9 protein-coding genes are annotated in these 13,093 nt (G+C 70.8%); all 9 read left to right on the top strand.

The window, feature by feature from the left end:
• Positions 1-37 precede the first annotated feature (37 nt).
• The 9 genes from OG322_RS38770 (at position 38) to OG322_RS38720 (ending at position 12,299) form a co-directional block, all read left to right on the top strand.
• Entirely contained in the window at positions 38-1,162 is a 1,125-nt protein-coding gene (locus OG322_RS38770) for an aminotransferase class V-fold PLP-dependent enzyme (protein ID WP_123465590.1), read from the top strand.
• Complete coding sequence (locus OG322_RS38765; RefSeq protein ID WP_123465588.1) at positions 1,147-2,475, top strand: extracellular solute-binding protein; 1,329 nt, start codon at positions 1,147-1,149, stop codon at positions 2,473-2,475. Before OG322_RS38770 ends, OG322_RS38765 begins: the two co-directional genes overlap by 16 nt.
• A 5-nt stretch (positions 2,476-2,480) precedes the next feature.
• The gene (locus OG322_RS38760) at positions 2,481-3,434 is read left to right on the top strand and encodes a carbohydrate ABC transporter permease (protein ID WP_123465586.1); all 954 of its coding nucleotides are present in this window, start codon (positions 2,481-2,483) and stop codon (positions 3,432-3,434) included.
• Positions 3,431-4,246: a carbohydrate ABC transporter permease gene (locus OG322_RS38755; protein ID WP_123465584.1), complete on the top strand. Its 816-nt coding sequence runs from the start codon at positions 3,431-3,433 to the stop codon at positions 4,244-4,246. Before OG322_RS38760 ends, OG322_RS38755 begins: the two co-directional genes overlap by 4 nt.
• Positions 4,247-4,251: 5 nt before the next feature.
• A complete protein-coding gene (locus OG322_RS38750; RefSeq protein WP_123465582.1) occupies positions 4,252-6,105 on the top strand; it encodes a glycoside hydrolase family 36 protein in 1,854 nt (617 codons plus the stop codon).
• Between the two features lie 58 nt (positions 6,106-6,163).
• Positions 6,164-7,192 carry a LacI family DNA-binding transcriptional regulator gene (locus OG322_RS38745; protein WP_123465580.1) on the top strand — a complete coding sequence of 343 codons (1,029 nt, stop codon included), beginning with the start codon at positions 6,164-6,166 and terminating at the stop codon, positions 7,190-7,192.
• Between the two features lie 218 nt (positions 7,193-7,410).
• Positions 7,411-9,447 (top strand): collagenase, encoded by a 2,037-nt coding sequence (locus OG322_RS38740; RefSeq protein WP_329307621.1) that lies wholly within the window; start codon positions 7,411-7,413, stop codon positions 9,445-9,447.
• A gap of 873 nt (positions 9,448-10,320) precedes the next feature.
• Complete coding sequence (locus OG322_RS38725) at positions 10,321-11,361, top strand: proline racemase family protein (protein WP_329307811.1); 1,041 nt, start codon at positions 10,321-10,323, stop codon at positions 11,359-11,361.
• Complete coding sequence (locus tag OG322_RS38720; protein WP_123465576.1) at positions 11,358-12,299, top strand: ornithine cyclodeaminase family protein; 942 nt, start codon at positions 11,358-11,360, stop codon at positions 12,297-12,299. The genes OG322_RS38725 and OG322_RS38720 overlap by 4 nt, the downstream gene beginning before the upstream one ends.
• Positions 12,300-13,093: the final 794 nt, after the last annotated feature.

Here is a 13,093-nt window from a genome sequence, read left to right as displayed (position 1 = left end):
CGAGCCCGCCTCCCCTGCGCCCCCCGACCGCGGACCGATGGCGGGCTACCTCGACTACGCCAGAGTCGGTCCGGTCTCCCGCCCGGCCGTCGCCGCTCTCGCCACCGCGACCACGCTGGCCACCCGTCTCGACCCGGCTGACCTCGCTCGGCTCTTTGCCCTCAGCGAAGCAGCCCGGACCTCGGCGGCCCGGCTGCTCGGTGCCCGTCCGCATGAGATCGCGCTCGCACCGTCCACCAGCAACGGCCTGTTCGCCGTGGCCGCCGCACTCCACGGCGCCGGTACCGTCCTGGTGCCCCGCGGTGAGTTTCCCGCCAACCTCTACCCCTGGCTCCGGTTCGCCGACCGCGGCGGCCCTGCCGTCCGCCTCGTCGGCGAGGCCGGGCAGCGGCACATCACCCCCGACCTCCTGCGTCGCCATCTCACCCCCGATGTCAACGCCCTCACTGTCAGCGCCGTCGACTCGATCACCGGCCATGTGGCACCGCTCGCCGCCCTCAAGGAAGTCCTCGGGCCCGGCCGGCTGCTGATCGTCGACGCCATCCAGGGCCTGGGCGCCGTCCCACTCGAAGCGGAAGCCGCCGACATCCTCGTCAGTGGCGGCCAGAAGTGGCTGCGGGCCGGCTGGGGAGCCGCGCTGCTGTTGATCCGTGACCGGTGTGCCGAGCGCCTGGCTCCCGGGCTCGGCGGCTGGGCCGGTGTCGCGGAGCCCTTCGCGCCGCAGCATCCGGCGCCGCCGCTGCCCGGGGCCGCCGCCCACCTCGCCACCAACCCGGACTTCCCGGCCGCCGCGGCCATCGGTGCCGCCATCGACGACCTGTTCGACCAGGGCGGCCCGGCCGCCGTCGGCACCCGTATCCGTGACACCCTCGCCGACCTGCTCGACCGCGCACGGCGGGCCGGCGCCGAGGTCCTGCTGGACGGACTCGGCCCCCACGAGCGCGCCGGCATCGGCACCTTCCGCATGCCCGGCCACGACCCCGCCACCGTCCACCGCACCCTCGAAGCGGCCGGCCTGATCACCACCCGCCGCGACGAGTGGATCCGGCTGTCACCCCACACCTCCACCCCTGGCGCCGCGGCGGATCTGCTCGCCGAGGCGCTGCACACCCTCACCCACCGCACGACACATTCCCAGGAGTCGACATGTCCCACCAACTGAGCCGCCGCCGGCTGCTCCAGCTCGCGACCGCCTCCGCCGCCGGACTGGGCCTGGCCGCCTGCGGCGACAACGGATCGGGCAGCGCCGGAGGTGACGGCGACAGCGGCAGGATCGTCGTCTGGAGCTGGACCACCGCGGCCGAGGGCCTGCGCAGCGTTGTGCCCTCCTTCGAGCGGGACAACCCCGGCATCAAGGTCGACGTCCAGGACGTCGGCAACCCGGCCATCTGGGACAAGATCACCGTCGGCCTCGCCTCGGGCGGCAAGGGCCTTGCCGACGTCCTGCACATCGGCGTCGACTACTTGCCCAGTTACCTGGACAAGTTCCCCGACGGCATCGCCGACCTGTCCAAGTTCGGGGCCGACAAGTACCAGGACGCCTTCGCCAAGGGGCTGTGGCCGACTGTCACAGGCACGGACAAGGCAGTCCACGCCCTCCCGTGGGAGGTCAACCCGCTCGGTCTCTTCTACCGCCACGACCACTTCGAGAAGGCCGGGGTCGACCCCGACGGCATCAGCGACTGGAACGACATGGCCACCGCGGGGTCGAAGATCCTTGACGCCACCGGCGTCCGGCTGCTCGGGCTCGACAAGACCGGCGCCACCCAGGACATGGACTTCTTCCAGAACCTGATGCAACTCCAGGACGTCTTCTACTTCGACCGGGCCGGAAAGATCACGCTCGCCTCCCCGGCCGCGGTCAAGGCCCTCACCATCATCAAGCGGCTCAACGATGCCGGCCTGATCGCCGACACTGCGGGCCAGGGCACCGAGAAGCGCCTGCTCAGCCAGGGGAAGCTCGCCACCTACGCGGAAGCGGCCTGGGCCGTGGAGTATCTGGCCTCCACGTTCCCCGAACAGAAAGGGAAGTGGCGCTCCATGCAGCCGCCCGCCGCCGTTCCCAGGGGCAAACGCAACGCCATCGTCAACTCCACCTACCTGGCCGTTGCCGGGTCCAGCACGCGCCGCAAGGCCGCCTGGCAGTTCATCGAGTACGCGCTCACCAAGCCCGCCCAGATCAACCGGATGTTCGCCTCCGGCGGTGTCTTCCCCGCCCTCGAGGCGGCGTACGACGACCCGCGATTCAGCGCGCCGCACCCCTTCTACGGCAACCAGAAGGTGCTGAAGCCCTTCGTCGAATCGCTCTCCGCCAATGCCCGGGCCACCAACTTCACCGGCGACTACGCCCGCGCCCTCAAGTTCGCCAGCGACGCGCAGAGCCAGGTGCTGCTCAAGGGCGCCGACCCGGCCGAAGCCCTCAGGAAGGCCGCCGAACAGCTTGCCCAGCAGACCGGCCGGCAGCAGGCGGCCTGACCCTCATGTCCCTCGCCCCGTCCGAACACGCTCCCGCCGCCGCCCCCGCCGGCCGCGGCAGCACCGACCAGACCGGCCGCACCCTCCCGGGACGCCGCCGACTGCTGACCCGCACTTCCGTCCCCTACCTGCTGATCATGCCCGCCGTGCTGGGCTTCGCGATCTTCAAGGCGTACCCCATCGTCGCCTCGCTCTGGATCAGCCTCACCACCGGCAACGGCGCCGGCCGGCACTTCACCGGGCTCGACAACTACCAGCGCCTGCTGCACGACCCGCTGTTCTGGACCGCGCTGAAGAACACGGCGCTGATCCTGGTCGTACAGGTGCCGCTGATGCTCGGCCTCGCCCTGCTCGTCGCCCTCGGCCTCAACTCCACCAAGGTCTGGCTGCGCCCGCTGTGGCGGCTCGGCGTCTTCATCCCCTCGCTGACCGGCCTGGTCGCCGCCGGCGTGATGTTCTCCGTGATCCTCAACCGCGACGCCGGACTGCTGAACTGGGTCCTCTCCCTGTTCGGCATCGACCGGGTGAACTGGCTCGGCAGCCCCTTCTGGGCCCGCGTCGGCGTCGTCCTCGTCATCACCTGGCACTACACCGGCTACAACGCGGTGATCTACCTCGCTGGCCTGCAGGGCATACCACAGGAGCTGTACGAGGCCGCAAAGGTCGACGGCGCGGGACCGATCCGCCGCTTCGTCTCCATCACCGTTCCCCAGCTGCGCCCGATCCTGCTCCTCACCGTGGTGCTCTCCACCATCGGCACCCTGCAACTCTTCGACGAGCCGTACGTCCTCACCGGCGGCGGCCCCGACAACTCCACCCTGACGGTCACCATGTACCTCTACAACAACGGCTTCAAGTACTTCGACTTCGGCTACGCCTCTGCTCTCGCCTACGCGCTCGCGCTGATCGTGGCTGTGCTCGGCCTCCTGCAGGTCCGACTGATGGGGGAACGCAAGTGAAGCGCCACAGCCCCCTCCTCACCCTGCTCCTCGCGGGCGCCTTCGGGCTCTGCGTCGCTCCGTTCTACTGGCTCGCCATGGCCGCCACCCAGGAGAACAGCGACGTGTTCTCCTGGCCGCCGAAGCTGCTGCCCGGGGGGCACCTCATGGAGAACCTCCAGGGGCTCCAGGATTCCATCGGGCTCACCCGCGTCCTGTTCAACAGCGTGCTGGTGGCGGGCGTCCAGACGGCCGGCGCGGTCGTCGTCTCGGTCCTCGCGGGCTACGCCTTCGCCAAGTTCGAGTTCCGAGGGCGCAATCTGTTCTTCGTCCTGCTGCTCAGCACCCTCGTACTCCCCGACACGGTGATGCTCATCCCGATCTTCGAGATGATGATGAAGCTGGGCCTGATCGATTCCTACCAGTCCGTCATCCTGCCCGGCCTGGTCACCCCGTTCGGCATCTTCCTGATGCGGCAGTCACTGCGCTCCATGCCCGACGAACTCCTGGACGCGGCCCGCGTCGACGGCGCCGGCGAACTGCGGGTGCTGTGGCAGATCGTCATCCCGGTCAACCGGCCGGTCATCGCCGCGCTCGCGCTGTTCGTCTTTCTCGGCGGATGGAACCAGTTCGTCTGGCCGCTGATCGCGTTGCGCAGCCCCGACATGTACACGCTGCCAGTGGCCACCGCCACCCTGCAGGGCCTTGTGACCACCAACTACGCGCAGGTCCTGCTCGCCGCCGCCATCGCCGCCATCCCCGTGATGGCCCTCTTCCTCGTCCTGCAACGCCAGTTCATCTCCGGCCTGCTGGCCGGGGCCACCAAGGAGTGACCACCGTGACCACCGAAGTACCCGCGGTCCCGCAGCAGCCAGTCCAGATCTGGCGCCCCAACGCGCCGGCCGACGCGACCCCCGGCGTCGTCGTCCACCGGCAGCTCGCGACAGGGCTGCTCCACAGTGCCGGCATGCCGCTCACCGTCCACCTCACCGGGCTCGGCTGCGACCGGCTGGAGACCTCTGTCACCCCGGTCGGTGACGGCGTGGCCATGATCGAGGTCACGGCGCCGGTCCCGGCCGCCGTCCGTGCCGAATGGCGGATACCCTGCGTCGGGGCCACCGCCTACTGGACACCGGACACCAACGCCTCCCGCTGGCTGCCGCCGTCCTGGATCGCCCCCCGGACCGTCTCGCTCGCCCTGGGCGCCTCCGTCGCCAGTCTGATCGGCGCCGACGACCGTGCGCTGTGCACCGCCGCCGCCGGGGAGACCTCCGCACCCGTGCGTGTCGGCGCCGGTGTGGTGGAGGAGAGCGGTGAGTTCGCCTTCACCGTGGAGCAGGACCTCACCCCGGACGGGCCGCCGCTGCGGCTGCGGATCGACCTCAGCGGCCGCCACTTCGCCGCCACCCTGCAGGCCGTCACCGCCTGGTGGGCCGAGGGCCTGGACCACCCCGGCATCGCCCCCGCCGCCCGGATGCCCGCCTACTCCACCTGGTACAGCCTCCACCAGAACGTCGACACCGAGGCCGTCGAACGTCAGGCCGCCCTCGCCGCGGCCGTGGGCTGCGAGAGCATCATCGTCGACGACGGCTGGCAGACCACCGACCGCGCCCGCGGCTACGGCCACTGCGGTGACTGGGTGCCCAACCCGGAGGCCTTCCCCGATCCCTCGGCCCATGTCGCCGAGGTCCACCGGCTCGGCGTCGCCTATCTCCTCTGGTACGCGGTGCCGTTCATCGGCCGGCACAACGACGCCTGGGACCGCTTCAAGGACACGATCCTGCGCGAGGAGCCCCACCTGGACGCTGCCGTGCTCGACCCCCGCCACCCCGAGGTCCGGGCGTACCTGATCGAGAGGATCTCCCGCTCCGTCGAGGAGTGGGGCGTGGACGGTGTGAAACTCGACTTCATCGACCGCTTCGCCGTCGCCGACCCCCCGCCCGCCCCGGCCGGCGCCGACCGCACCGCCGTCCACGAGGGCGTGCTCCAACTGCTCGCCGACCTGGACACCCGGCTGCGCCGCACCCGGCCGGACGTGATCGTCGAGCACCGCCAGCCCTACGTCAGCCCGGGGCTGTGGCCGTACGCCACCATGGTCCGCGCCACCGACTGCCCGCTCAGCCCTGCCGAGAACCGCCAGCGCACCGTCGACTGCCGGCTCACCGCCGGTCCGCTCGCCGTCCACTCCGACATGATCACGTGGAACTCCGCCGAGACGCCCGAGTCCATCGCCGTCCACCTCGTCAACGCCCTGTTCTCGGTGCCGCAGATCTCCGTCGACCTGGCCGCCCAGAGCCCTGACCGGCTCGCCACCCTGCGCTTCTGGCTCGGCGTCTTCCGCCGGTACGCCGACGTCCTCCAACTCGGCGTCCTGGAACCCGTGCGACCGGACCTCGGCTACCCCCTGGTCCGCGCCCGCGACCACCACACCACCGTGGTCGCCCGCTACGCGCCGCTGCCCGTCGCCCTCCCGGACCGGCACGCCGCGGACGGCCCGCAGACCCTGCTCGTCGCCAACGCGGACGGCGACCCCATGGTGCTCCTGACCGCCACCCGACCGGAACAGGCCCTCGCCCGCGTCCAGGACTGCCGTGGTGAGATCCTGTCCGAGACCGTGCTCGACCTCGTCGCCGGGGTGAACCCGGTGACCGTGCCGACCGGCGGCCTGCTCACCCTGACCCGCGAGCGCTGACAAGCGCGGGCTGGGGGCGGCCACCCGCAGTCCCCAGCCCGCCGACCACAGAGGAACGATGACCGCTCGACAGGTGACCATCGAAGACGTCGCACGCTCGGCCGGGGTCTCCCGGCAGACGGTCTCGAACGCCCTCAACGCACCCCACCGGCTGCGGGCCACCACCCTCGCCCGGGTCACCGCCGCCATCGACGAACTCGGTTACCAGCCCGACCAGTCCGCCCGCAGCCTGCGCACCGGCACCCGCAAGGTCATCGGCTATCCCGCCCCCGCGGACAACCCCGCCGACCCCAACCCTCTGATGAGCGGCTTCCTCCAGGCACTGGTGACCGCAGCGGACGCCGTCGGCCACCGCATCCTGGTGTTCCGCTCCGACCCCCGGCAGGGCTCGGGAGCGGTGGCCAAGTCCTTCAACGACCTGATCGCGGCCCGCCAGGTCGACGGGTTCGTCCTGTCCGACGTCATCCACGACGACCCCCGTGTGGACGTGCTCACCGAGGCCGGCTTCCCGTTCGCCGCCTTCGGCCGTACCGCCCCCGGCCGCCCCCAGAACTGGGTGGATATCGACTCCACCGCCGCCACCGGCGCCCTGGTCGGACTCCTGCTCGACCAGGGCCACCGCCGGATCTGTTACATCAACTCCGCCGCGTCCCTGCCCTGGCTCGCCGACCGCAGGGCCGGCTTCCTGCGGGCCGCGGCCGCCGCCCCCGACGGCGCCTTCGAGGTCAGCGTCCCCGACGACGAACCGGCCGCACTTTCCCACGCCGTCCGGCGCCTGCTCACCGGCCCCGACCGCCCGACCGCCCTGGTCTGCGCAAGCGACTGGCTGGCCCTGACCGCCTACCAGGCCGTCCGCGCCGCAGGCCTCACCGTCGGCGGCGACGTCGCCGTCACCGGCTTCAACGACATGCCGCTCTGCACGCTGCTCCAGCCCTCCCTCACCAGCGCGCGCCTGCCCCTTGCAGCCATTGCCCGTGTCCTTGTCGATCAGCTGATCACCACAGTCGAGGACCCGGCAGCCACCCCGACGAGCGGGCTGCTGCTTCCTGCGGAACCGGTTGTGCGCGGCAGTACGCCGGGGCAGTAGTTCGTGGCCGCCACCCGTCACGCCCCCCGGCGTGACGGGTGCGGGACCACGGCCGCCCCGGCCCGGCTCGGCAGCACGGCTCCGGGAGGAATCCCGGGTGAATTCCCGATGCACGGACCTTCCCAATGCAGTGTGGCATGTGAAATTGTACATTGCATGACTAGCATGCCCATGCCAATTCGCGCATGGGCCCGTCGATTCCCCCCATGGAAGCGAACATGCGAATATCTTTAGCGCGCCGTGACGCGCGCCGGACGCGCCCACGCACAGCTGCCTCCCTGGCCGCCCTGACCCTGGCCCTGAGCCTGGGAGGCGGCCTCCTCGCCGCCCCGGGTCTCGCCGCCACAGCCCCGTCCTCATACTCCGGTCCGGCGGGTGCCCCCACGGCCGCCGGACCGCACCTCGGTCTCCTCGGCGCCGACCCGGACAGCCCGCGGGCCCAGTTGGACGCGGTACCGCCCGCGGCGGCGCACTCGGGCCGGCGCGCCGACACCGCCTCCGACCGTCCACCGCTCAGCGCCGACCAGTCCGTCCAGCGCACCGGCTACAACCAGCCGCGGGCCGGGAAGGCCGCCTATCCGCGCCCCTCGCAACACGGGCGGAAGAGCGGAGTCCGCTCGGCCGACTGTCAGATCGGCGACTTCACCCAGAACACCGGCGACGCACTGGTGCGGAAGATCAAGGAGTCCGCCACCGACTGCGTCAACACGCTGTTCACCCTCACCGGCGGCGACGCGCGCGGAGCCTTCCGCGAGGAGCAGATGACCACCGTTGCCCAGGCACTCCGGGCCGGTTCGGCCGACTACCCCGGCGACAGCTCCACCGGGATGCCTCAACTGGTGCTGTTCCTGCGCGCGGGCTACTTCGTGCAGTGGTACCACCCGGACGACGTGGGCCCGTACGGCGGCACACTGAAGTCCGCGATCCAGGGCGGCTTGGACGCCTTCTTCGCCGCCCCGCGCTCGCACGACGTCACCGACGCCAACGGCGAGACGCTTTCCGAGGCGGTCATTCTGGTCGACAGCGCCCAGGAGAACGCCCGCTACCTGCCCATCGTCAAGCGGCTGCTGGCCGACTACGACGAGAGTTACAACAGCTCCTACTGGATGGTCAACGCGGTCAACAGCGTCTTCACGGTGCTCTTCCGCGGTCACCAGGTGCCGGAGTTCCTCACTGCGGTGGAGCAGGACCCGAGTGTGCTGGACACCGTCACCAAGTTCTCCTTGGACCACATCGACGTGCTCGGCGGCGACAAGTGGTTCCTCGTCTACAACGCCGGACGCGAGCTGGGGCGCTTTCTCCAGCACGACAGCCTGCGCGACAAGGCCAGTCCGCTGGCCAAGGACCTGCTCGCCAAGTCACAGATCACCGGCCCCACTGCGCCGCTGTGGGTGGGCGTCGCCGAGATGACCGACGCCTACGACAAAGAAAGGTGTGAGGAGTACGGCACCTGCAACCTCAAGGAGCGGCTGACCGAGGCGGTGCTGCCCGTGCGGCACGACTGCGGAGGCGGCATCACCATCAAGGCCCAGGAGATCACCACCGACCAGCTGGCCGAGGCCTGCCGCAGCATGAGCGGGCAGAACGCCTTCTTCCACAGCGTGGCGCGGGACAGCGGTCCCGTGAAGGACGACCGCAACGAGACCATCGAGGTCACTGCCTTCGACTCCAGCAACGACTACCGGACCTACGCCGGGATCATCTACGGCATCGACACCAACAACGGCGGCATGTTCCTGGAGGGCGACCCCTCGGTGGAGGGCAACCAGCCGCGCTTCATCGCCTATGAGGCGGAGTGGCAGAAGCCCGAGTTCGCCATCTGGAACCTCAACCACGAATACACCCACTACCTCGACGGCCGGTTCAACATGTACGGCGACTTCGAGGACGGCATGACGACCCCGACCGTCTGGTGGGTCGAGGGCTTCGCCGAGTACGTCTCCTACTCCTACCTCAAGGAGACCAACGAAGCGGCGATCACCGAGGCCGGCAAGCACACTTACCGGCTGAGCACGCTGTTCGACACCACCTATGCCAACAGCGACCAGGACCGGACCTACCGCTGGGGCTACCTGGCCGTCCGTTTCATGGTCGAGCGGCACCCGGGCGAGGTGGACACGCTGCTCCGCTATTACCGCAGCGGTGACTGGCCGGGCGCGCGCGACCTCCTGACCCGGTCCATCGGTGGAGCCTACGACGCCGAGTTCGATCAATGGCTGACCGACTGCGCGGCGGGCACCTGCAAGACCTCTTGACCAGCCGGTCCGTTCGGGCGACCGGTCGGGCCGCTCCGCCGCCCCGGGGGGCGGCGGAGTGCATTGGCGATGCGGCCGGCCGTCCGCGCAGGAAGGAGATGCGGTGGGCGATTCGCAGGGCGGGCCCACGCCCGGTCCGAGCGTGCGCAAGGCGCGGAAGGCGGCGGAGAGAAAGGGCCTTGGCGACCCCGATGTTCCACGAGCCCGGCGTGCGTGTGGAACGACGCGCCGCCCGCTGCGTGCGAGTTCCATGCCGCCTCGGAGGGCCTCGACGTCGCGGTTCTCGACCGGGTGCCCGTCGGCGCCGACACGACCAGCCGGGGGGAAAGGCGGAATCCTCCTCTCCGACAAGGAGCCGGGACCCGAACTGGAACTGACCCGGCTCAGCCGCGATCTGTGGGACGAGGCCGACGAGGAGCTCGGCCCCGACACCGTCGAACTGGAAGCCAAGGGCGGCTTGGGCTGCTCAACGCAGGGGAGGGCCGTCATGGGTGCGATGAACGCGCAGAACGCGGTGGCTCATCCGGAGGACCCCGCGATAGACGTCTGTCATCACGTCTTTCTGGAGGCGCCCGGCTCGACCGCCGGGCACTCGCGGCACGCCGTGGCGGTCCACCCCGGGTGGTTCGGAGTCCTTCATCGGCTCCCACTTCACCGACCGGATCCTGGGAGAGACCACGGTCGGCGGGCGGCTCGGCGTACTGCCCGCCGTGCCCATATGCCCGGACGCCGCACGGCGGACCGGCCCACAACACGCAGAGACATATCAGGGAGGATGGTCAAGTGACACGGGAGAGTCCGACGGTGACTGGCACACCGGAAGGAAACAGGAGGGCGGAACATCCGACAGCGACGGCGGAGACCCGCGGGCCGCTGCGTACCGAACCGGTCGAGACGGTGGACTGGCATACCGGGGGCGAACCGTTCCGGATCGTGCCGCAGGCTCCACCGGCCGTGACCCAGGCCGGGCTTACCGTCGCCGAGCGGCGCATGGCCGCCATGGCCAGCGACGAGGTCCAGTGGACGCGGGCCCTGCTGTGCGGCGAACCGCGCGGCCACGCCGACATGTACGGGGCCTTCCTGGTGCCGCCGGACGACGCCGGTGCCCACCTCGGAGCCCTCTTCTGGCACAAGGACGGCTTCTCCACGGCCTGCGGCCACGGCACGATCGCCCTCGGAGCATGGGCGGTCACCTCGGGCCTGGTCCCGGCGTCCGCCGACGGGACGACGGACGTCGTGATCGACGTACCCTCCGGTCGCGTCACGGCGAGCGTGCGCACCGTCGGCGGCCGGGTCGCGGACGTGACGTTCATCAACGTCCCCGGCTACGTCCACGCACGCGGCGTCGAGGTGCCGACCTCGCGCGGGACCGTCGCCGTCGACATCGCCTTCGGTGGCGCCATGTACGCGGTGCTTCCGGCCGAGCGGTTGGGGCTGCGGGTCCGGCCGGAGGACATTCCCCTGCTCATCGCGGCGGGCCGCGAGATCCGCGACGCGCTGAACGCGGCCGGCGCGGCCGGACATCCGGAGGACCCCCGGCTGTCCGGCGTCTACGGGACGGTGTTCACCGAGGAGGCCGGCCCACCAGCCCACCGGCCCGACAGCACCCGGCGGTTGCACCACCGCAATGTCACCGTGTTCGCGGACGGTGAGGTCGACCGCTCCCCGTGCGGCTCGGGCACCGCCGCCCGGGTCGCGCTGCTCGCCGACGCCAGGGAACTGCAGCCCGGCGACGAACTTCTGCACGAGTCGGTGGTGGGATCGGTCTTCCACGCCAGGATCGCCCGTCTGACCACTGCACACGGCCTCCCCGCGGTCGTACCGGCCGTGACGGGCACGGCGTACGCCACCGGGACCTGCCGTTTCACCGTCGACCCCGACGACACCCTCCTGCCGGGGTTCGTGCTGCGATGACGACGATGCTCCACGAGGAGGACGTGCTCGCGCTCGGTCCGGTCGGCGCGGTCGCCGCAGTCCGGGAAGCGCTGATCGGGGGGCTCGACCCGGACGGCGACGTGCCGCGTGCGATCATTCCGCTGGCCCATGGTCAGGGGCTGCTCATGCCCTCGGAATCCGGCGGCTGGTTCGGTGTGAAGATCGCGACCGTCGCGCCAGGCAACGCCGCGCGCGGGCTGCGGCGCATCAACGCCACGTATCTGCTGCACGGCAGCGAGACCCTGACCCCGGTGGCGATCCTGGACGGGGTGGCGCTGACGACCCTGCGGACCCCGGCCGTCTCGGTCGCGGCCTGCCTGGACCGGCTGCGCGCGCTCGCGGACGCCCGCGGGGGACTTCGTCTGGTGGTCTTCGGTGCGGGCCCCCAGGGCGAGGGGCACGTCGCCACTGTCCGGGCCCACGTCCCGGTGGCCGATGTCACGGTCGTCACCCGGCGCGGGGGACCCGTTCCCGGCTGGGCGGACCGGCATACGACGGCGGACGGCGTGGAAACGGCAGCTCCGGTGTCTCGCGCGGATGTCGTCGTCACCGCGACCTCCGCCCGCGAACCGGTGGTCGACGGACGTCTGGTGCGCGACGGTGCGGTGGTGCTGGCGGTCGGCTCGCACGAACCGGACGTGCGGGAACTCGACGGCGCGCTGATGGGCCGTGCGACGGTCGTCGTGGAGAGCCGGGAGACCGCCCTCCGCGAGGCGGGCGATGTCGTGATGGCGATGCGCGAGGGCTCGCTCCCCCCGGAGTCGCTGGTGACCATGACGGACCTGATCGCCTCGCGGGCCGTTGTCCCGGCCGACCGCCCGCTGGTCGTGAAGACGTGCGGGATGGCCTGGCAGGACCTGGTGGTCGCCGTCGCGGCCTACCGGCGGAAGGGGGGAACGCCGGGAGAACGGTCCTGACTGTCCGATCCGTAGGCGCCCGAACCGGTCGCGACAGCCGGTCGTGCCAGAGGGGCCCCGTGCCAGAGGGCCGAGGACTCGTGGCCGACTTCCCGTTTCCGCGCCGACCGCAGGGTCCGCACGTGGGCGAGATAGCCGCATGTGCTCCTCGGCCTCCGCCGCATCCCCGGCGATCATGATGTCCCGGCACCAGGCTCCGCGTGATAATCCATCACCGGCGTCTGGGCACGGCGGCCGACGAAGAGGACCACGAGCAGGCCATCGCGACGATCATCGGCGTCCGGGCCGCCGCATCACGGTCCCCCGCCCAGTGATCAGGCCCCGGCTTCGCCGGGTCAGCCACACCAGCGCCCCTACGACTCGCGCGAAAGTGGGCGGTGCGCGTCGACGCATCATGCGTCATCGCGCTCGTTGTCTCTCCTCGGCTGCCAACCGAACCATCGCGGTACGACACAGCCCCCGCCCCAACCAAGATCCGGACCTTACGCGGGCCAACTCCCCTACACTGAAAGCGCCGGACCGACATCCTGGCTGGTCAGAAGGGTGTACCGCATGTACCGCCAGCAGACGAAGAACCTCCTGGTGTCGTACTCGCCGAAGAAGCTCGGCTTCTTCTAGACGCGGCAGCAAAGGTGCCTGACCTGGCCTTTTACCCGTCAGGCACCCTCCGTGCACGGCATTCTCGATGGAGCCCGTTGAGTTGTCCCCATGCGGCCACCTTCATGTACGAAGCCGGCGATGTGCGCGTCCAGGACGCCCCGGACCCGGTCATCGAGCAGTCCACCGACGCGCTC

This window comes from Streptomyces sp. NBC_01260 (assembly GCF_036226405.1).
GTDB lineage: Bacteria > Actinomycetota > Actinomycetes > Streptomycetales > Streptomycetaceae > Streptomyces > Streptomyces laculatispora.
Note: the sequence above shows the minus strand (reverse complement) of the source record. Positions and strands in the feature narration are given on the sequence as shown.